This window comes from Caulobacter sp. SRI_008 (genome assembly GCF_057586355.1).
In genome coordinates, this window is the sequence record NZ_JBYCZS010000006.1 from 107,894 (window position 1) to 127,858 (window position 19,965).

13 protein-coding genes are annotated in these 19,965 nt (G+C 70.0%); 4 read left to right on the top strand and 9 right to left on the bottom strand.

Going from position 1 to position 19,965, the window contains the following annotated elements; genetic code table 11:
- Positions 1–26 precede the first annotated feature (26 nt).
- Positions 27–1,205 carry an acetylornithine deacetylase gene (argE, locus tag AC2YHT_RS07445; RefSeq protein ID WP_487288941.1) on the top strand — a complete coding sequence of 393 codons (1,179 nt, stop codon included), beginning with the start codon at positions 27–29 and terminating at the stop codon, positions 1,203–1,205.
- On the opposite strand, the gene AC2YHT_RS07450 is transcribed toward argE, so the two are convergent.
- A complete protein-coding gene (locus AC2YHT_RS07450; RefSeq protein ID WP_487288942.1) occupies positions 1,168–2,211 on the bottom strand; it encodes a glycosyltransferase family 2 protein in 1,044 nt (347 codons plus the stop codon). The two genes, argE and AC2YHT_RS07450, sit on opposite strands and share 38 nt — an antisense overlap.
- 32 nt (positions 2,212–2,243) lie before the next feature.
- Between AC2YHT_RS07450 and rfbC the strand changes: the two genes are divergently transcribed.
- Positions 2,244–2,819 (top strand): dTDP-4-dehydrorhamnose 3,5-epimerase, encoded by a 576-nt coding sequence (gene rfbC / locus AC2YHT_RS07455; RefSeq protein ID WP_487288943.1) that lies wholly within the window; start codon positions 2,244–2,246, stop codon positions 2,817–2,819.
- A 6-nt stretch (positions 2,820–2,825) separates the two neighbouring features.
- Here rfbC and queG read toward each other — a convergent pair whose 3' ends face one another.
- The 6 genes from queG to AC2YHT_RS07485 form a co-directional block, all read right to left on the bottom strand.
- Positions 2,826–3,893 (bottom strand): tRNA epoxyqueuosine(34) reductase QueG, encoded by a 1,068-nt coding sequence (gene queG, locus AC2YHT_RS07460; RefSeq protein ID WP_487288944.1) that lies wholly within the window; start codon positions 3,891–3,893, stop codon positions 2,826–2,828.
- Complete coding sequence (fzlA, locus tag AC2YHT_RS07465; protein ID WP_110120455.1) at positions 3,874–4,560, bottom strand: FtsZ-binding protein FzlA; 687 nt, start codon at positions 4,558–4,560, stop codon at positions 3,874–3,876. Before fzlA ends, queG begins: the two co-directional genes overlap by 20 nt.
- 355 nt (positions 4,561–4,915) lie before the next feature.
- Entirely contained in the window at positions 4,916–6,367 is a 1,452-nt protein-coding gene (gene rfaE1 / locus AC2YHT_RS07470) for a D-glycero-beta-D-manno-heptose-7-phosphate kinase (RefSeq protein ID WP_487288945.1), read from the bottom strand.
- A gap of 52 nt (positions 6,368–6,419) precedes the next feature.
- Positions 6,420–7,343, bottom strand: coding sequence for a cation diffusion facilitator family transporter (locus AC2YHT_RS07475; RefSeq protein ID WP_487288946.1), 924 nt, complete (start codon positions 7,341–7,343; stop codon positions 6,420–6,422).
- A gap of 42 nt (positions 7,344–7,385) precedes the next feature.
- Positions 7,386–10,244: a TonB-dependent receptor domain-containing protein gene (locus AC2YHT_RS07480; RefSeq protein WP_487288948.1), complete on the bottom strand. Its 2,859-nt coding sequence runs from the start codon at positions 10,242–10,244 to the stop codon at positions 7,386–7,388.
- A 169-nt stretch (positions 10,245–10,413) separates the two neighbouring features.
- On the bottom strand, positions 10,414–11,508 hold the full coding sequence (locus AC2YHT_RS07485) for a citrate synthase/methylcitrate synthase (protein ID WP_487288949.1): 1,095 nt from the start codon (positions 11,506–11,508) through the stop codon (positions 10,414–10,416).
- A 75-nt stretch (positions 11,509–11,583) separates the two neighbouring features.
- On the opposite strand from AC2YHT_RS07485, the gene AC2YHT_RS07490 reads away from it, so the two are divergent.
- Positions 11,584–12,723, top strand: a complete 1,140-nt coding sequence (locus tag AC2YHT_RS07490) for a citrate synthase family protein (RefSeq protein ID WP_487288950.1) — start codon at positions 11,584–11,586, stop codon at positions 12,721–12,723.
- Between the two features lie 195 nt (positions 12,724–12,918).
- Here AC2YHT_RS07490 and gltB read toward each other — a convergent pair whose 3' ends face one another.
- Together gltB and AC2YHT_RS07500 are read right to left on the bottom strand one after the other, a co-directional pair.
- Entirely contained in the window at positions 12,919–17,442 is a 4,524-nt protein-coding gene (gltB, locus tag AC2YHT_RS07495; protein ID WP_487288951.1) for a glutamate synthase large subunit, read from the bottom strand.
- A gap of 18 nt (positions 17,443–17,460) precedes the next feature.
- Positions 17,461–18,906, bottom strand: a complete 1,446-nt coding sequence (locus AC2YHT_RS07500; RefSeq protein WP_487288952.1) for an NAD(P)-dependent oxidoreductase — start codon at positions 18,904–18,906, stop codon at positions 17,461–17,463.
- A gap of 244 nt (positions 18,907–19,150) precedes the next feature.
- Between AC2YHT_RS07500 and AC2YHT_RS07505 the strand changes: the two genes are divergently transcribed.
- Positions 19,151–19,960 (top strand): undecaprenyl-diphosphate phosphatase, encoded by an 810-nt coding sequence (locus AC2YHT_RS07505; RefSeq protein ID WP_487288953.1) that lies wholly within the window; start codon positions 19,151–19,153, stop codon positions 19,958–19,960.
- Positions 19,961–19,965: the final 5 nt, after the last annotated feature.

A 19,965-nucleotide genomic window follows, 5' to 3' on the forward strand; every position in this document is an offset into this window, starting at 1 on the left:
GGGGCGGCGCGGCCTAGGCTCTGGCCATGGTTTCCTCCGCTGAAGCGCTTTCCGTCCGCGCCGTCGACATCCTGGCCAAGCTGGTCGCCTTCGACACCACCTCGCGCGGCTCGAACCTCGCCCTGATCGAATGGGTCGAGGCTTATCTTTCCGACCTGGGCGTGGCCTCGCGGCGGGTCCCCAACGCCGACGGCACCAAGAGCAACCTGATGGCCAGCATCGGCCCGGCCGTCGAGGGCGGGGTCGTGCTGTCGGGCCACACCGACGTGGTGCCGGTCGACGGCCAGCCCTGGTCCAGCGACCCCTGGGTGCTGACCGAGCGCGACGGCCGTCTCTATGGCCGTGGAACCTGCGACATGAAGGGGTTCCTGGCCCTGGCCCTGGCCGCCGCGCCGGACCTGGTCGCGTCCGACCTGAAGCGTCCCGTGCACCTGGCCTTCTCCTACGACGAGGAGATCGGCTGCCTGGGCGCGCCCGACATGATCGAGGTCATCGCCCGCGACGTGCCCCGCCCGGCCCTGGTGGTGGTGGGCGAACCCACCGACATGGTCGCCGTCCAGGCTCACAAGGGCATCGCCAGCTACTGGGTGACGGTGACCGGCCGCGAGGCCCATTCCAGTCTCACCCACCTGGGCGTCTCGGCCAACATGGTCGGCGTGAAGCTGATGAGCCACCTCGTGGCGCTGTCCGAGCGGCTGGAGCGCGAGGCCGACCCGGCCTCGCCGTTCCTGCCCAAGGGCGCGACCCTGACCATCGGCCAGGTCAACGGCGGCACGGCGGTGAACATCCTGGCGCGTCAGTGCGTGTTCGTCTTCGACCTGCGCACCCCGCCGGGTCTGGATCCCGACGCCATCCTGGCCGACTTCTTCGCCCTGGCCGGGCGGCTCGACGCCGAGGTCAAGGCCAAGGCTCCCGAGGGCGGGGTCAAGGTCGAGGTGCGCTCGCTGACGCCGTCCTTCGCGCCGGAAAAGGACGGGGTCGCCGAGACCTTCGCCCGCCGCATGGCCGGCGACAACGGCCCGGCCCGCGTGGCGCCCTACGCCGCCGAGGCGGGGCAGTTCCAGGGGGCGGGCTTCTCCACCGTCATCTGCGGTCCCGGCTCGATCGACCAGGCCCACCAGCCCGACGAATATGTCGAGATCGCCCAGATGGAGCGCGGCGCCCAGTTCATGCGGCGGATGATCGACGACCTCGCCACTGCCTGATCACGATCCGGCGGCCGAAGAAGGCCACCGGGTCCAGCGCCATGGCCCGCAGGATGTCGATCGCCGGCGCCTTGCGGGCGGCCTGGATCTCGCGGCGCGAGGCCAGGATCGGATCGAGGTCGGCCTTGACGAAGGCGGCCTTGAAACCCTTCCACACCGGCCCGGCGTCCTTGCGGCGCAGGTGCAGCAGGAACAGGCCCGCGGTCACGCCGAAATGCAGCGGCGCGCTCCACCACAGCATCGGCGAGGGGGTGTTCTTCAGGAAGGTCCAGACCCGGTTTCGCGTGCCGTGGAAGAGGGCGAAGTCCGAGCGCACGCCCAGCGTCGCCGAGCCCACGTGCTCGACCTTGGCGTCCGGAACCAGCAGCGTCGGCTCGCCGGCCAGCCGCAGGCGGTAGCCGAGGTCGACGTCCTCGCAATAGCAGAAGAAGCGTTCGTCGAAGCCGCCGAGGCCCAGGAACAGGTCGCGCTCGACCATCATCGCCGCGCCGCAGGCCGAGAACACCTCGCCCTCGAACACCTTGGGCGTTTCCTTGCGGCGATAGCCGCCGCGGAACGGGATGCCGGCCGAGGTCATGACGTCGCCGGCGCCGTCCATCAGGCCGGGCTCGTCGGCGACCAGCTGCAGCGAGGCGAAGCTGCGCACATCGGGATGGCGCCGCGCCGCCGCCGCCAGCTGCGCCAGCCAGTCGGGGCGCGGATAGGCGTCGGGATTGAGCATCACCAGCCAGCGGCCGCGCGCCTGGCGGGCGGCCAGGTTGTTGGCGACCGCGAAGCCGGTGTTGGCGCCCGGCTCGACCAGCCGGATCGACGGGTCGGCCTTCGCCGCCGCCTGCGGTGCGCCGTCGGTCGAGGCGTTGTCGACCAGCAGCGTCTCGAAGTCCCCGAAGGTCTGGGCCGCCAGGCCTTCCAGGCAGCGCTGCAGGGTCGGGCCGCTCTCGTAGGCCACCACGATGACGGTGAACAGCGGCGCGACGCCCTTGTCAGCGACCGTGGATCGGGCCATGCGTGCCTGCTCACTTTCGAAGGGTTGTTGAAATGAAGGTCACACCGACGGCGATTCCCGAGGTCCTGCTTATCACGCCTGCGCGCCATGGCGACGAGCGTGGCTGGTTCTCCGAGACCTTCCGCCAGTCGGCCCTCGAGGAGGCGGGTTTCACCGGCGGGGTGTTCATCCAGGACAACCACGTCCGCTCGACCACCCGCGGAATCGTGCGCGGCCTGCACTTCCAGAAGCCGCCGCACGGCCAGGCCAAGCTGCTGCGTTGCGCGCGCGGCGCGATCTTCGACGTCGCCGTCGACATCCGCGTGAACTCGCCGACCTACGGCCAGTGGGTTGGGGCCGAACTGTCGGCCGACAACGCCCAGCAGCTGCTGGTGCCGGAAGGCTTCGCCCACGGCTACTGCACCCTGACCGACGAGTGCGAGGTGCTCTACAAGGTGACGGGCTACTACGCGCCGCAGGCCGAGGGCACGTTGCGCTTCAACGACCCGGCTATCGGCATCGACTGGACCCTGCCGGAGGCCGTGCTCAGCGCCAATGCCCGCGATGCGGCCGCGCCGGTCCTGGCCGACCTGGTCAGCCCCTACACCTACGGAACCAACGCGCTCTGAACGGCTCTAGCTAGCGGGCCGGCCCAGCCGCGACGCCGCCCAGTCGGCGGCGTCGCGCACGGTCGCGTCGGGATCGGCCCGCAGGGGCGCGACCACGCTCATCAATCCGGCGTCGCCGCTGTTGCCGATGGCGTAGAGCACGTTGCGCACGAAGCGGTCGCGACCGATGCGCTTGATCGGGCTCTTGGAGAAGAGCGCCCGGAAGCTCGGGTCGTCCAGCACGGCCAGCTCCGCCAGCGGCGGGGTCTTCAGCGTCTCGCGGGCGTGGAACTTGGCCTCGGCCGACAGGCTGGCGAACTTGTTCCACGGGCAGGCGGCCAGGCAGTCGTCGCAGCCGTAGATGCGGTTGCCCAGCATCGGCCTGAACTCGTCGGGGATCGGCCCGGCCAACTCGATGGTCAGGTAGGAGATGCAGCGCCGCGCATCCAGCCGGTGCGGCGCGGGGAAGGCGCCGGTCGGGCAGATGTCCAGGCAGGCGCTGCACGAGCCGCACCGGTCGATTTCGGCGGCGTCCGGCGGCAGGTCCAGCGTGGTCAGCACGCTGCCCAGGAACAGCCACGAGCCGAACTGGCGCGAGACCAGGTTGGTGTGCTTGCCCTGCCAGCCGAGGCCGGCGCGCTGGGCCAGCGGCTTTTCCATCAGCGGCGCGGTGTCGACGAACACCTTCACTTCATTGCCCCAGCGCCGGTGCATCCAGCCGGCCAGCTGCTTGAGCCGCTTCTTGACCACCTCGTGATAGTCGTCGCCCTGGGCGTAGACGCTGATAGCGGCGCGGTCCGGGTGCTCCAGCTGGGTCAGCGGATCGATGTCGGGGCCGTAGTTGACGCCCAGCACGACGGCGCTCAGCGCATCGGTCCACATGGCGGTGGGGTGGCTGCGCCGTTCGAGCGTCTCCTCCATCCAGCCCATGGCCCCGTGCAGGCCCTCGGCCACGAACTGGCGCAGCCAGTCGCCGTTGGGCCAGGCGTCGGCGGCGGACGCGAAGCCGCAGGCGTCGAAGCCCAGAGCGAGGGCTTCGCGGCGGATCTCGTCCTTGATCGTCTCGGGGGTCAGGTCAGAAGTCGAGGTCGTCATAGTGCGCGGCCGGCGCGAGGCCGGGCCAGCGGTCGGCCAGGATCGGCCTGAAGCACGGCCTCGATTTCAGCTTCATGTACCAGGTGCGCACCGCCGGGAAGTCCTTCCAGGGCACGTCGCCGAAATAGTCGATGACCGACAGGTGCGCGGCGCCGGCGAAATCGCCGAGACTCATGCGGCGGCCGGCCAGCCAGTCGCGGGCCTGCAGCAGGCTTTCCATGTAGCCCAGATGGTCGCGCAGGGCGTCGCGGCCGCGGCGCAGCGACGACAGGTCCGGCGCGCCCATGCGCAGGAGACGCTTCTCCATCTTCTCGTGCAGCAGGAAGCCGTTGACCTCGTTGTCGAACTTGCGGTCGAACCACTGCATCAGGCGGCGCGCCTCGGCGCGCTCGCCGGCCTCGCGGCCCAGCAGCGCCGGCTCGGGCTCCTGCTCCTCGATGTGCTCCAGGATCGCGCGGCTCTCGCAGACCACGGCGGTGCGCTGGTGGCGGGTCTCGACCAGCACCGGCGTCAGGCCCGACGGGTTCAGCTTGGTGAAGTCCGGCGGCGACTCCCAGTAGCGCACCTGCACCTCGGCGAACGGCAGCCGCTTTTCGCCCAGCACGAGGCGAACCTGGCGGGAGGCCGGGTCGAGGGGGAAGTGGTGAAGGGTGCGTTCGACGCTCATGCCCACATGCGTTCAGGCTGCATCGTCTGATCGATGCGCCGCTTTGCTTAACAAGATATTGCCGGAGCAGGACTATTCGGAGGAATGAGCGTTTTTGGGGCGAAACCCCCGTCCCTCTCCCCCTGCGGGAGAGGGTGGCCTGCGAAGCAGGTCGGGTGAGGGGTCTCTCAGACTTCTCCACCCCCGCAAAATCCCCGCGAAAGCGGGGACCCAGGCTTTTTCTGCAACCCGCCGCGCTCGACGATAAAACACCTGGGTCCCCGCTTCCGCGGGGATTTTATGGATTGGAGGATCGTCCCGATTTCCTCATCCGTCGGCTATCGCCGACACCTTCTCCCGCAAGGGGAAAAGGAAATCAGCTGTTGGCCCGCGCGATCAGGGCCGTGGTGCTCTGTCCCGCCTTCAGATCCGCCAGCACCACCCGGCCGCCATTGGCCAGCACCACGTCCGAGCCCACGACGGTCTCGACCGTGTAGTCGGCGCCCTTGACCAGCACGTCGGGCTTGATGGCCTTGATCAGCTCCAGCGGAGTGTCCTCGTCGAACAGGGTGACCAGGTCGACGGCCGACAGCGAGGCCAGGACGGCGGCGCGGGCGTCTTCCTTCTGCACCGGCCGGGTCGGGCCCTTCAGGCGCTGGACCGAGGCGTCGGTGTTGAGGCCCAGCACCAAGCGGTCGCAGGCGGCCTTCGCCTGGGCCAGCAGCGAGATGTGGCCGGGGTGCAGCAGATCAAAGCAGCCGTTGGTGAAGCCGACCTTCAGGCCGCGCGCGCGCCAGCCGGCGACGATCTCCATCATCCGGGCGCGGGCGGCGATCTTTTCCTGACCGGGATCGCCGTGGGCGCCGGACAGCACAGCCTTCAGCTCGGCGGCGGTGACCACGTCGGTGCCCAGCTTGGCCACGACCAGGCCGGCGGCGGCGTTGGCCAGATGGGCGGCGGCGGTCAGGTCGGCCCCGGCGGCCAGCGACAGGGCCAGGGTCGCGGCCACGGTGTCGCCGGCGCCCGAGACGTCGAATACCTCCAGCGCGCTGGCCGGCAGATGCACGGGCGCGGCGCCGCGCGCCGACAGGGTCATGCCGGCCGCGCCGCGGGTGACCAGGGCGGCGGTGAGGTTCGGAGCGGCGGACAGGATCGCCTCGCCGGCGGCCTCGGCGGCCTCGTCGTCGGCGCCGGTCACGCCCGTGGCCTCGGCGGCCTCGCGGCGGTTGGGCTTGATCACCGTCGCGCCGTCGTAGCGGGACAGGTCGCGGCTCTTGGGGTCGACGATCACCGGCTTGCCGGCCGCGCGGGCGGCGGCGATGGCGGCCTGCAGGACTTCGGGGGTCAGCACGCCCTTGGCGTAGTCCGACAGCACCACGACGTCGGCGCCCGCCAGGGCCGCTTCGAAGGCCGCCAGGACCAGGGCCTGATCGGCCGGATGGCGGTCCTCGCGGTCGGCGCGCAGCATCTGGTGCGAGGCGGCGACGTAGCGGGTCTTTTCGGTGGTGCGGCGGCCGGGATCGACGGCCAGGGCGCTTTCCAGGCCCGGCTCGCGCTCGACCAGCGCCGCGACGGCCTTGCCGGCGTCGTCGTCGCCGACCAGGCCGGCCAGCACGGCCTTGCCGCCCAGCGCGGCGACGTTGCGCGCCACGTTGCCGGCCCCGCCCAGCATGGTCGTCTCGCGCTCGATGGCGATCACCGCCACCGGCGCCTCGGGCGAGATGCGGTCGACCGACCCATAGACGAACCGGTCGAGCATGACGTCGCCCAGCACCAGCACGGTCTTGCCGGCGAAGGCGTCGGGCAGGCGGGCCAGGGTGTCGTCCATGGAAGCGGGCTCGTCGGTAGGGAGAAGGCCGCTAATTGGGCGCATCAGACGGTCAGGGCAAGTCCTGGCCGTCCGGCGCGTGCTTTTCGGCGAAACCTCGCGGATCCGGATGCAGCAGCACGTCGGCGCTGGGGAAGGCGGCCCTCACCCGGTCTTCGGCGGCGCTCATCACTGCATGCGCCTGCGCCAGGGTCTGGCCGGCGGCGAGGTCCATATGGCCCTGGACGTGGATGTTCGGGCCGGCGGCGCGGGTGCGCAGCTGGTGGACGCCGCCGACGCGGGGGTCGTCGACCAGCAGGGCCAGGATCGCCTCGCGCTCCTCGACCGGCAGTTCGTGGTCCATCAGCTGGTCGGCGGCCTGGCGGAACACCCCGACCGCGCCCCACAGCAGCCAGGCGGCGACCGCCAGGCCGGCGGCGGCGTCCACCCAGGTCCAGCCCAGCAGGGCGACGGCGGCCAGGCCCGCCAGGGTCACGGCGTTGGAGGCCAGGTCGGCGGCATAGTGCGCGTGGTCGCCGGCCACGGCCACCGAGCGGGTCTTGGCCATCACCGCGGCCTGGGCGCGGATCAGGGCCAGGGTCAGGCCGATCGAGACGATCATCACCCCGACGCCCCAGACGCTGTGCTCGACGGGCCTGGGATGCAGCAGGCCGCCGATCGCCTCGCGTCCGATCAGCGCCGCCGAGGCGAAGACCAGGCCCCCCTGGATCAGGCTGGAGAAGGCCTCGGCCTTGCCGTGGCCGAAGCGGTGCTCGGCGTCCGGCGGGACGGCGGCGTAGCGCACGGCGTAGAAGGTGATCAGCGAGGCCACCAGGTCGAGGCCGGAGTCGGCCAGCGAGGCCAGCATGGCCAGCGAGCCGCTGGCCAGCCAGGCGCCGCCCTTGATGACGATCAGTATGGCGGCCGTCCCCACCGACAGGGCGGTCACTCTTCGAGTAAGGGCGGCGAGCTCGGCGGGAGAGGCGGGCGCGGTCATGGCCCAAGCTGTAACACGACCGCGCCCAAGGTCAGTCCCCGCCTACTGCCGGTAAGTCAGGCGGAAGTAGAAGTAGCGCCCCGGCGCGTCATAGGCGTTGGGGTCGTAGTTGTTGAGGCCGCAGCTGATGCAGCCCGGCGGGTCCTTGTCGAACAGGTTGTTGACGCCGAAGGCGACCGCGGTGGTCTCGCCCAGGAAGGCGGGCTTCCAGCGCAGCTGGGCGTCGATATAGGTGCGCGAGGCCAGCTTGTTGTCGGCCGCCGCCGTCTCCTTGACCGACGACAGGTAGCGGGCCGAGGCGCTGGCGCCCCAGGCCTTGTGGTCCCAGTCGACGGTCAGGGTCGATTTGGTCTTGGGGAAGGCCTGGTCGGGGCTGCCGCGCTCGGTGCCTTCGCGCGGGATCTCGGTGAAGCCCGTCGCGGTGGGCACGATCTCGGTATATTCGAGCAGGAAGGTCGAATAGGAGCGCAGCGACAGGCGCCCGAAGTCGTAGGTCGGCGAGGACCACAGCAGGTTCAGGTCGATGGCCCGGGTCTGGATGCCGCCGATGTTGATCAGCGGATTGGTGATCGCCGCCACCTGGCCGGACGCGGTGCGGGTGATGGTCGAGCAGGCCAGGCTGTCGGCCAGCTCGGCGCAGCGGGCCAGCAGGCTTTCGCCCGAGAGCGCCTGGATCGCCGAGTCGAGCTCGATGTCGGAATAGGCCAGTTCGATCGAGCCGTTGCTGGCCCAGCTGGCGTCCTTCAGCGCCTTGGGCTCCCAGACGATGCTGACGTTCTTGCTCTCGCTGGTCTCGGGCTTGAGGGCGTTGTTGCCGCTGGTGATCACCGACAGCTGCGGATTGAGCTGCACGTAGCTGCCGCTGGCCGGCACGCCGGCGGCGATGCAGTTGGCGCGGACGGTGGCGCTGGCCGGGGTTCCGCCCGACAGGCCCAGCATGTCCGAGCAGGGATCGGTGATCTCCTGGTCGAAGCGCGAGGCCGCGCCGAACAGCTCGCCGATCGACGGGGCCCGGAAGCCCTGGCCCCAGGAGGCCCGGACCAGCAGGTCCTCGGCCGGCCGCCAGTTGACGCCGGCCTTGTAGATCGAGTCCCGGCCCGAGGTGGAATAGTCGAACCAGCGCCCGGCGGCCGAGACCTCCAGGCGGTGCACCAGCGGCAGGTCGGCCAGCAGCGGCGCGCGCAGTTCCAGATAGGCCTCGTCGACCTTGATCTCGCCCTTGGCGGGCTGGGCCGGGATGTCGGCCGACAGGCCGGCGGCGACCACGGCGTCGGGCTGGAAGTAGCCCTTGGTCTGCCGATGCTCGTAGCCGGCCGCGAAGGCCAGCGGCCCGGCCGGCAGGGCGAAGAGGTCGCCGGTCAGGTTGGCGGTGAAGTCGTGCAGTTCCTGCTGCGAGACGTCCTGCTGGGTGAAGCCGATGAAGCCCAGCATCTCCGAGGTGATCGAGCCGACCCCGCCGAAGATGTTCAGCGGCACGCACGAGCCGGTGCAGCCCGACAACGGGCCCAGCGCCTGCTGCACGCGGGCGGCGTTGACGTTGCCGGTGAAGCTCTGTTCGGCGTGGTTGCGCGAGGCGGTGGCGTTGACGTCCCAGTACCAGGTCTTCTCGCCCAGCTTCAGGTCGCCCGACAGGCTGGCGTTGACGTTCCAGGTGTCGACCGTCTGGGCGTAGTGGCGCGGCCCGGCTTCGATCAGGCGGCGGCCGACGAAGGCGTAGGTGCCGCTGGTCAGGGTGAAGCCGAACGGATTGTAGGGGTTGGTGGCGTCGACCGAGACCGTGTCGAGCAGGTTGCCGTTGCCGGCGTCGGGGCCGACGAACAGCGGCAGGGGGGCGGCCTGGTTGGCCGACTTGCGCTGCACGTAGCTGGCGCGGACCTTCAGCTTGACGCTGTCGGTGAAGTCGTGGGTCACGGTCCCGAACAGGCTGACCCGTTCCGACGGCGTGACGATGTAGTTGTAGGGCTGGAAGTTGAAGCGGTCGGCGGTGGTGAAGTTCTTGAAGCTGCTCGACGCGCCGGTGGGATCCAGCGGGTTGTAGGTGGGCCGCACGCCGACGCCGAGGGCGGCCTTCAGCGTCATGTCCAGGTCCTGCCCGGTATTGGGGTCGCTGACGATGAACCGGCCCAGCGGCGTGCCCGACGAGCAGCCGCCGTCCAGGCACGAGGTCGAGAAGGGGCTGGGGAACAGCGAGATGTCGCGGTCGGCCGACATGACGCTCTTCTGCTTGAAGTAGCCCCCGCCGACGACGATGCTGGTCTTGTTCTCCGAGGCCCCCCACGAGATGTTGTAGTCCTGGGCGAAGCCGTCGCCCTCGCCGTAGCCGCCCACCTGGGCCGACAGTTCCAGGCCCTGCTGGCGCTCGCGGGTCAGGATGTTGACCACCCCGGCGATGGCGTCCGAGCCATAGATCGGCGAGGCGCCTTCCTGCAGGATCTCGACGTTGCGGATCATGGCGTTGGGGATGGTGTTGAGGTCCACCACGCCGGGCACGCCCGAGGCCGCGGCCCCGCCGACCCAGCGCTGGCCGTCGACCAGCACCAGCACCCGGCGCGAGCCGAGATAGCGCAGGTCCAGTTCGGCCGAACCCGCGCCCACCCCGCCGCCGTCGGGCGGATTGCCGAAGTTGCCGGAGTTGTTGAACTTGGAATTGAGGCCGCCGCCGGCGGCCGGCACGCGCTGCAGCACGTCGACGATCGAGGTCAGGCCGGTCTTGGCGATGTCGTCCTGGCCGATCTGGAAGACGGCCTGGCTCTTGTCGAGCGGGCTGACCCGGATGCGCGAGCCGGTGACGACCACCGCCTCGACGCTGTTGTCGTCCGGGGTCTGGGCGGCCGCCGCGACGGGCGCGGCGGCGACGGAAGTCAGGAATAGCGAAAGAAGTCCTTGGCCGATGCGGTTCATGCCGTGCCCTTCCAGCAGCGATATCCCCACGGTCAAGGTTGAGTCGTGGATTCGCTCGCGCAGAAGGTGAATCGGCGGTCAAAAATGTGTCAAGTTCGTCGAACGGCGATACGTCGTTTCGCGGCTTTGTGTGTCTTTCGCAACAATCGTGCGCGGTTTGGCCGCGCCCTCATGCCGCCGCCTTGGGCCGAGGGCCGACATAGATCGACTGGGGACGGATCAGTTTGCCGCCGGCCTGCTGCTCGCGGGCGTGGGCCAGCCAGCCCACGGTGCGCCCGGCGGCGAACACGCAGGTGAAGGCCTGGGGCAGGAAGCCCAGCGCTTCGAGCAGCAGGGCGGTGTAGAACTCGACATTGGTCTCCAGCGGCCGGTCGGGCTTGCGCCGGCGCAGGATGTCGAGCGCCGCCCGTTCCACCGCCTCGGCCAGGGCGAGGCGGCCGGGCAGGGCGCCGGCGGTGCGCGACAGCCGGGCCAGCGCCGCCTTCAGGGCGTCGGCGCGCGGGTCGCGGACGCGATAGATGCGATGGCCGAACCCCATCAGCCGCTCGCCGGCGTCGAGCGCGGTCTCCAGCCAGGGGATGGCGTTGTCTGCGGTTCCAATGGCGTCGAGCATATCGATCACCGGCCCCGGCGCGCCGCCGTGCAGAGGGCCTTTCAGGGTCGAGAGCCCGGCCAGCACCGCCGAGCCCAGGCCCGCCCGCGTCGAGGCCGCCACCCGGGCGGCGAAGGTCGAGGCGTTGAGGCCGTGGTCGCAGACCGTGACCAGATAGGCGTCCAGCGCCCGGGCTTCACCCTCGGTGGCGGGCGCGCCCCGGATCATCCGCAGGAAGTCCGCCGCGTGGGGCAGGGACGGATCGGGCGCGACGGGCGCCTCGCCGCCCTGGCGACGCAGGACGGCGGCGGTGAACACGGCGGGGGCGGCGGCCAGGGCCAGGGCGTCGTGCAGGGTCTCGCCGTCGGGCAGGCGGGCCAGCAGGGCGCGCATGGCGTCGTAGGGATCGCGGGCGGCCAGGGCCTCGTCCAGCGCGGCGACCTCGGCGAAGGCCCGCACGCGCGCCGCGCCCAGGGCGGGGGCGAGATCGGTCGGCAGGTCGTCGAAGAAGCCGTCGAACAGCAGGTGGGCGGCGTCCTCGAAGCGGGCGCGGCCGGCCAGGTCTTCCACCGCCCAGCCGCGGATGGTCAGGCGGCCGGCCTGACCGTCGACGTCGGAAAGCACGGTTGCGGCGGCGATCACGCCTTCGAGGCCGGCGGAAACTTGGACCATGGGAAGGTCTCCTTTCGTCGCCGATAGTCTCCCGGTCTGCTTGATCGTCAATCTTGATCAATATAATCAATATCCATGGCGGACGATTGGCTCGATGCGGACCAGGCGATGGCGCGGCTCGGGGTGCGGGCCCAGACGCTCTACGCCTATGTCAGCCGAGGCCGGATCGAGGCCCACGCCCATCCTGAGGATCCGCGCCGCAGCCTCTATCGCGCCTCCGACGTGGCGAGCCTGGCCAAGCGCAAGGCCCGGGGCCGCAAGGCCGCCGACGTCGCCGCCGAGGCCATCGCCTGGGGCGAGCCTGTGCTGGCCTCTGCCATCACCACCGTGCGGGCGGGTCGGCTGTGGTACCGCGGCCGTGACGCCGCCGAGCTGGCCCGCACCGAAAGCTTCGAGGCCGTCGGCCGGCTGCTGCGCGACGACGCGGCCGAGGCGGCCGTCTCCGCCCATGCGCCCAGCCAGGCCCCGACCATCCGCGCCCGGCTGTTCGCCGACCTGGCCGCGCGGGCCGGCGAGGATCGTCCGGCCCGGGGCCGCGCACCGCTGATGCTGGCCCAGGAGGCGGCGGGCCTGCTCGACCTCGTCGCCGACGCCGTGGCGGGCGGCGCGGGCGATGGTTTGATCCACCAGCGGCTGGCCGCCGCCTGGGGCCTCGACGCGGCCGGCGGCGATCTCGTGCGTCGGGCGCTGGTGCTGCTGGCCGACCATGAACTGAACGCCTCGACCTTCGCGGCCCGGGTGGCGGCCTCGACCGGCGCGTCGCTGGCCGCCTCGGCCTTGGCCGGACTGTCGGCCCTGTCGGGACCGCTGCACGGCGGCATGGCCGCCCGGGTCGAGGCCCTGGCCCGCGAGGCCAAGCGCGAAGGCGCCGAGGCCGCTGTCGCCGTCCGTCTCGACCAGGGCGCGCCGCTGCCGGGTTTTGGCCATCCGCTCTATCCCGACGGCGATCCGCGCGCGGCGGCGCTGCTGGCGGCCTTCGATCCTGCGCCCGACATGGCCGCCCTGCATGCGGCGGTGGTCGGGGCGACCGGCCAGGCGGCCAATATCGACTTTGCTTTGGTCGCCCTGGCCCGGACCCTGAAGCTGCCCGAAGACGCGCCCTTCGCCCTGTTCGCCGTCGGCCGCACGGCGGGCTGGCTGGCCCATGCGCTGGAGCAGTCGAAGACGGGGCGGCTGATCCGGCCTCGGGCGCGGTATGTGGGCGTAGAGGGGTGATCCTCTCCCCGTAAAATCCCTGCGAAAGCGGGGGTTTTACGGAAAGGGCGAAGCCCGCGCCTCTTCCAGCACACCCACAAACGACAAAGGGGAACGCTCGGGCCGGAGCGTTCCCCTCGTCGTGCGGCGGGCTGGGAGGCGCGCCGCCCGCCGTCGCCCCGGAAGAAGGCGACGGATCTCTTGGGCGAGCGGGCTTTAGGCCCGCACGGGCGCCGCTTCCTCGGCCGCCAGCGGTTGCGGCAGGCGGTTGATCATTTCCTTCGGGCAGACCTGCCAGAAGAGGTCGCGGACGCGGTCCCAGTCGCGCAGCAGGCTCTCGGCGAAGGCCGAGTCCGTCTCGCGGGCGTGCTCGGCGATCAGCGAGCGCAGCACGCCTTCCCAATAGGGCGAGGCCAGGCGCTGGACGATGATGCTTTCGGGGTTGATGTTGGCCTGGAAGCGGTCGTGCTGGTCGAACACGAAGGCCATGCCGCCGGTCATGCCGGCCCCGAAGTTGCCGCCCGTCGGGCCCAGGATCACCACCTGGCCGCCGGTCATGTACTCGCAGCCGTTGGTCCCGCAGCCCTCGACCACCGTGGTGGCGCCCGAGTTGCGGACGGCGAAGCGCTCGCCGGCCTGGCCCGCCGCGAACAGCCGACCCGCGGTGGCGCCGAACAGCACGGTGTTGCCCAGCAGGGTGTTGGTCTCCGGCGCCGCCAGGCCGCGCGGCGGCTTGATGACGATCGTGGCGCCCGACAGGCCCTTGCCGACATAGTCGTTGGCCTCGCCGGTCAGCTCGATGCGCAGGCCCTGCACCGCGAAGGCGCCCAGGCTCTGGCCGGCCGAGCCCTTGAGCTGGACGGTCAGGTGGCCGGCGGGCAGCCCCTTCATGCCGAACTTGCGGACGATGTGGCTCGAGGTGCGGGTGCCGATGGTGCGCGCCGTGCTGCGGACCGTGTAGGTCAGCTGCATCTTCTCGCCGCGCTCCAGCAGGGGAGCGGCGTCGCGGACGATCTGGGCGTCCAGCGTGTCCGGCACCACGTTGCGGCCGACGACCGTGTTGTACGGCTTGTTGGCGCCCGGGTCGGCGCGAACCAGCAGCGGGTTCAAATCAAGGTCGTCGAGGTGTTCGCCGCCGCGCGAAACCTGCGCCAGCAGGTCGGTTCGGCCGACGATTTCCTGAAGGCTCTTGAAGCCCAGGCCGGCCAGGATCTCGCGCACTTCCTCGGCCACGAACGTGAAGAGGTTGACGACCTTGTCCGGCGTGCCGGTGAACTTGGCGCGCAGCTTTTCGTCCTGGGTGCACACGCCGACGGGGCAGGTGTTGGAGTGGCACTGGCGCACCATGATGCAGCCCATCGCCACCAGCGAAGCGGTGCCGATGCCGAACTCTTCGGCGCCCATCATGGCGGCGATGACGATGTCGCGGCCCGTGCGCATGCCGCCGTCGGCCCGCAGGACGACGGAGTGGCGCAGGTTGTTCAGCGTCAGCACCTGGTTGGCTTCCGACAGGCCCATCTCCCACGGACCGCCGGCGTACTTCACCGAGGTCTGGGGCGAGGCGCCCGTGCCGCCGACGCCGCCGGCGACCAGAATGACGTCGGCCTTGGCCTTGGCGACACCGGCGGCGATGGCGCCGATGCCGGTGGCCGCGACCAGCTTCACCGTGACCCGGGCGATCGGGTTGATCTGCTTCAGGTCGTAGATGAGCTGAGCCAGGTCCTCGATCGAATAGATGTCGTGGTGCGGCGGCGGGCTGATCAGCATCACGCCCGGCGTCGAGTGACGCAGACGGGCGATCATCTCGGTGACCTTGAAGCCGGGCAGCTGCCCGCCTTCACCCGGCTTGGCGCCTTGGGCGACCTTGATCTCCAGCTCGACGCACTGGTTCAGATATTCGGCGGTGACGCCGAAGCGGCCCGAGGCGACCTGCTTGATGGCGCTGTTGGGGTTGTCGCCGTTGGGCAGGGGCTTGTAGCGGGCCGAGTCTTCGCCGCCCTCGCCCGAGACCGACTTGGCCCCGATGCGGTTCATGGCGATGTTCAGCGCGCCGTGGGCCTCGGGGCTCAGGGCGCCCAGGCTCATGCCCGGGGTGACGAAGCGCTTGCGGATCTCGTTGACGCTTTCGACGTCGTCGGTCGAGATCGGGTTGCGGTCCGAGCGCCAGTCCAAGAGGTCGCGCAGCTGGATCGGCTTCTGGGTGCGCAGGCCCGAGGACCAGCGGCGATAGAGCTCATAGTCGCCGGTGTCGCACGCCGTCTGCAGGGTGTGCATCAGGCGGGCTTCGAAGGCGTGGGCCTCGCCCGAGCGGCGCGACTTGTAGAGGCCGCCGACCGGCAGGGTGACGGCCGCGCTCTCCCAGGCCTTCCGGTGCAGTTCGACGGTCTTGGTCTCGATACCGGCCAGGCCGATGCCCGAGATGCGCGAGGGCATGCCGGGGAAGAACTCGGCGGCCAGGGCGCGCGACAGGCCGACGGCTTCGAAGTTGTAGCCGCCGCGGTACGAGGAGATGACGCTGATGCCCATCTTGGAGATGATCTTCAGCAGGCCGCCCTCGATGGACGTCTTGAAGTTGATGCAGACGTCGCGCAGCGACTTGTCGCCGATCAGGCCGCGCTCCAGGCGGTCCTGGAAGCTTTCCTGCGCCAGATAGGCGTTGACCGCCGTGGCGCCGACGCCGACCAGCACCGCGAAATAGTGCGTGTCCAGGCACTCGGCCGAGCGGACGACCAGCGAGACGTACGACCGCAGGCCCTTGCCGACCAGGTGCGCGTGAACGCCGCCGGTGGCCAGGATCATCGGCAGGCCGACGCGGGTGGCGTCGCTGGCCTCGTCGGTCAGGACGATGGCGCCGCAGCCGCGCAGGACGGCGTCCTCGGCCTCGGCGCGGATGCGGTCGAGGTTGGCGCGCAGGGCGTCGCCCGCGCGGGCCTCCTCGGCCGGCAGCGGCATGGTGCAGTCGATGACCGCGACGTTCTTCTCACCCAGCAGTTCGTGGATGCGGATGTACATGCCGGTGGTCAGCACGGGGCTTTCCAGCACGTAGACGTCCGCCTGCGCCGCGTCCTGGGCCAGGATGTTGCCGAGGTTCTTGAAGCGGGTCTTCAGGCTCATGACGCCGGTCTCCCGCAGGGGGTCGATCGGCGGGTTGGTCACCTGGCTGAAGTTCTGGCGGAAGTAGTGCGACAGCGGACGGTACTTTTCCGACAGCACGGCCAGCGGGGTGTCGTCGCCCATCGAGCCGACGGCTTCCTTGCCGTCCTCGACCATGGGAGCCAGGATCATCTCCAGGTCTTCCAGGCTGAAGCCGGCGGCGGCCTGGCGACGGGTCAGCTCCTCGCGGCCGAACTTGCGCGGCTCGGGACCGGGCGCGATCTCCTTTTCGAGATCGACCATGTTGCCCAGCCACTCGGTGTAGGGGTGGCGGCCGGCCAGTTCGTCGACGATCTCGTCCTCGCCGTAGAGCTTGCCCTCGGCCAGGTCGATGGCGATCATCCGGCCCGGCGCGATGGCCAGCTTGCGGGTGATGCGGCTTTCCTCGACGCCGCACATGCCGGCTTCCGAGCCCATGATCACCAAACCATCGTCGGTGTAGGCCACGCGCAGCGGGCGCAGGCCCGAGCGGTCCTTGCCGGCCACGACCCAGCGGCCGTCGGTGGCGCACAGGGCGGCCGGACCGTCCCACGGCTCCATCACGGCGTTGCAGTAGGAATAGAGCGCCTTGTGCTCTTCGCTCTGGTTCGGGTTGCTGGCTTCCGGCACCAGCAGGGCCTTGGCCATCGGCGCGTCGCGGCCGGCGCGGACCAGCACCTCGAAGGTGTTGTCCAGGCTGGCCGAGTCCGAACCGCCCGGCTGGATCACCGGCTTCACGTCGTCCCCGAACTCACCGAAGGCGTCGGCCGCCATCTTGATCTCGTGGGACTTCATCCAGTTGATGTTGCCCTTGATCGTGTTGATCTCGCCGTTGTGGGCGAGCATCCGGAAGGGCTGGGCCAGGCGCCACTGCGGGAAGGTGTTGGTCGAGTAGCGCTGGTGGAAGATCGCCACGGCGGCGGCGAAGCGCTCGTCCTTCAGGTCCGGATAGAACTCGTCGATCGACTCGGCCAGGAACATGCCCTTGTAGATCAGCGAGCGGGCCGAGAACGAGCAGATGTAGAAGTCGGTGATGTTCTGGGCGTGCACGCGCTTTTCGATGCGCTTGCGGCACAGGAACAGGGCGCGCTCCAGGGCTTCGCCCTCGAGGCCGGCCGGCGGGGCCAGCATGATCTGCTCGATTTCCGGACGGGTGGCGTTGGCCTTCTCGCCGATCACCGAGGTGTCGACCGGCACCTGGCGCCAGCCATAGATGTAGAAGCCAAAGCGCAGGGCTTCGGCCTCGACGATCGTGCGGCAGGCTTCCTGGGCGCCCAGATCGGTGCGCGGCAGGAACACCTGGCCCACGCCGATCGGGCCTGGACGCAGGGCGTGGCCGGTGCGGCGCACCTGGTCGATGAAGAAGTCCTGCGGAACGCTGACCAGCACGCCGGCGCCGTCGCCGGTCTTGCCGTCGGCGTCCACCGCCCCGCGGTGCCACAGGGCCTTCAGGGCCTTGATCGCCAGTTCGACGACCTCGCGGCGCGGCTTGCCGTCGATGGCGCAGACCAGGCCGACGCCGCAGGCGTCGCGCTCGGTGGTCGGGTCGTAGGCGTGGCCGTCGATGAGGGCCTGGCGGTTCTTCAGATAGAGGTCGATCTGGCTCATGGTCTGATCTCTTTCCTCTTACTCAGCCGCGATCAGGGTCGCGGCCGCCTTGGCCTTCAGGTAGCGGTGCATGGCGGCGGCGGCGTCGCGGCCGTCCTTGATCGCCCACACCACCAGCGAGGCGCCGCGGACGATGTCGCCGGCGGCGAACACGCCGTCGAGATTGGTCATCTGGTGGCGCACGTCCGCCTTGACCGTGCCCCAGCGGGTGGTCTTCAGGTCGGGCGCGCCCCACAGTTCCGGCAGGTTTTCGGGCTCGAAGCCGAGGGCCTTGACCACCAGCTGGGCCGGACGGTCGAAGTCGCCGCCGGGGATCTCTTCGGGGCTGCGACGGCCCGAGGCGTCCGGGGCGCCCAGGCGCATGCGGATGGCGCGCACGCCGGTCACCGCTTGTGCGTCGCCCGACAGGGCGCGCGGGGCGGCCAGCCACTCGAAGGTGACGCCTTCTTCTTCCGCGTTCGACACTTCCCGGAGGGAGCCGGGCATGTTGGCCTTGTCGCGGCGATAGAGGCAGGTGACCGAGGTCGCGCCCTGGCGGATGGCCGTGCGCACGCAGTCCATGGCGGTGTCGCCGCCGCCGACCACGACCACGTCCTTGCCTTCGGCGTTCAGCTCGCCGCTGTCATAGGCCGGAACCTCGTCGCCCAGGGTCTTCTTGTTGGAGGCGATCAGGTAGTCGAGCGCGGGCACCACGCCCTTGTCGCCGCCGCCGGGCACGGTCAGGTCGCGCGCGGCGTAGACGCCGACGGCGATCAGCACCGCGTCATGCTCGGCGCGCAGGTCTTCCAGGCTGGCGTCCTTGCCGACTTCGAAGCCGAGCTTGAACACCACGCCGCCGTCGGCCAGGCGCTGGGTGCGGCGCTCGACGACGTCCTTCTCCAGCTTGAAACCGGGGATGCCGTAGATCAGCAGGCCGCCGGCGCGGTCGTGACGGTCGTAGACGGTGACGGCGTAGCCATCCTCGCGCAGCTTCTCGGCGGCGGCCAGGCCCGCGGGGCCGGCGCCGACGATGCCGACCGACTGGCCGCGGTCGGCCTTGGCGGTCAGCGGCTTCACCCAACCGTTTTCCCAGGCCTTGTCGGTCAGGTAGCGTTCGACCGAGCCGATCGTCACGGTGCCGTGACCCGACTGCTCTATGACGCAGTTGCCTTCGCAGAGGCGGTCCTGCGGGCAGATCCGACCGCAGACCTCGGGCATGGAATTGGTGGCCTGCGACAGGGCGTAGGCTTCCTCCAGCCGGCCCTCGGCGGTCATCCGCAACCAGTCGGGGATGTTGTTGTGCAGCGGGCAGTGGGTTTGGCAGTAGGGCACGCCGCATTGCGAGCAACGCGAGGCCTGCTCGGTCGCTTTGGCGTCGATGAAGTCGGCGTAGATCTCGTGAAAGTCGCCATTACGCTCTTCGGCCGCCCGCTTTTCAGGCGTGCGACGCGAGACGGTCGTGAATTTCAACATGCGCTCGGCCATGCGCTTCCCTCGCCCCCGATGCCGGGGAAAAATTTGCTTGCGAGGGCCTCATACGGACTCTCCCGGGCAATAAGAATGCGGTGGTCAAATCTTGGGACAAATATATCCGTGATGCCGCCATGGGCATTGCGATCGACTCGCATCTATGCCCTCAAATAGTCCACTTTATGGATAAACCCTTTTTTTACCGTGTCGGGCGCACGCCCGTTTCCGCTCGCAAGAGCCTGTTTCACAAGGGAATGACATGCCGGATTGGCTGATCGCGATCGTGCTGGGCCTGATCGAGGGCCTGACGGAGTTCATTCCCGTCTCATCGACCGGACACCTGCTGCTGGCGGCCAAGGCGATGATGCTGCCCGCCACGCCTTGGGACACCTTCGTCGTGCTGATCCAGCTGGGCGCCGTGCTGGCGGTGGTGGCGCTCTACTTCCAGCGCCTTTGGGGCGTGGTCGTCGGCCTGCCGACCAAGCCGGAGGCGCGGCGGTTCGCGCTCAGCGTCATCATCGGCTGCATCCCGGCCTTCGCCGCGGGCCTGGCCCTGCACGGCGTCATCAAGCACTTCTTCGAGAACCCGTTCCTGCCGCAGGTGATCTGCGTCTCGCTGATCATCGGCGGGATCCTGCTGCTGATCGTCGACAAGAAGGCGCCGCCGGCCCGCGAGCACGACGGCATGAAGCTGTCGCTGAAGACGGCCTTCTTCATCGGCCTCTTCCAGTGCCTGTCGCTGCTGCCGGGCGTGTCGCGCTCGGGCTCGACCATCGTCGGCTCGATGCTGCTGGGGGTCGAGCGCAAGGCGGCCGCCGAGTTCTCGTTCTTCATGGCCATTCCGATCATGGTCGGCGCCTTCGGCCTGGACCTGATCAAGAGCTACAAGGACATCGACGCCAGCCAGGCGGGGATCATCGCCATCGGCTTCGTGGTCTCGTTCCTGTCGGGCCTGGTGGTGGTGAAGTACATGATCGACTTCATCGGCAAGCGCGGCTTCGCGCCCTTCGCCTGGTGGCGCATCGCCGCCGGCATCGCCGGCCTGGCGTTCATCTACTTCCCGCGCTGACCCGA

Bases quoted from the DNA above. Each gene is read 5' to 3' on its own strand.
- argE (WP_487288941.1), top strand. From the start codon at position 27: ATGGTTTCCTCCGCTGAAGCGCTTTCCGTCCGCGCCGTCGACATCCTG.
- AC2YHT_RS07450 (WP_487288942.1), bottom strand. From the start codon at position 2,211: ATGGCCCGATCCACGGTCGCTGACAAGGGCGTCGCGCCGCTGTTCACC.
- rfbC (WP_487288943.1), top strand. From the start codon at position 2,244: ATGAAGGTCACACCGACGGCGATTCCCGAGGTCCTGCTTATCACGCCT.
- queG (WP_487288944.1), bottom strand. From the start codon at position 3,893: ATGACGACCTCGACTTCTGACCTGACCCCCGAGACGATCAAGGACGAG.
- fzlA (WP_110120455.1), bottom strand. From the start codon at position 4,560: ATGAGCGTCGAACGCACCCTTCACCACTTCCCCCTCGACCCGGCCTCC.
- rfaE1 (WP_487288945.1), bottom strand. From the start codon at position 6,367: ATGGACGACACCCTGGCCCGCCTGCCCGACGCCTTCGCCGGCAAGACC.
- AC2YHT_RS07475 (WP_487288946.1), bottom strand. From the start codon at position 7,343: ATGACCGCGCCCGCCTCTCCCGCCGAGCTCGCCGCCCTTACTCGAAGA.
- AC2YHT_RS07480 (WP_487288948.1), bottom strand. From the start codon at position 10,244: ATGAACCGCATCGGCCAAGGACTTCTTTCGCTATTCCTGACTTCCGTC.
- AC2YHT_RS07485 (WP_487288949.1), bottom strand. From the start codon at position 11,508: ATGGTCCAAGTTTCCGCCGGCCTCGAAGGCGTGATCGCCGCCGCAACC.
- AC2YHT_RS07490 (WP_487288950.1), top strand. From the start codon at position 11,584: ATGGCGGACGATTGGCTCGATGCGGACCAGGCGATGGCGCGGCTCGGG.
- gltB (WP_487288951.1), bottom strand. From the start codon at position 17,442: ATGAGCCAGATCGACCTCTATCTGAAGAACCGCCAGGCCCTCATCGAC.
- AC2YHT_RS07500 (WP_487288952.1), bottom strand. From the start codon at position 18,906: ATGGCCGAGCGCATGTTGAAATTCACGACCGTCTCGCGTCGCACGCCT.
- AC2YHT_RS07505 (WP_487288953.1), top strand. From the start codon at position 19,151: ATGCCGGATTGGCTGATCGCGATCGTGCTGGGCCTGATCGAGGGCCTG.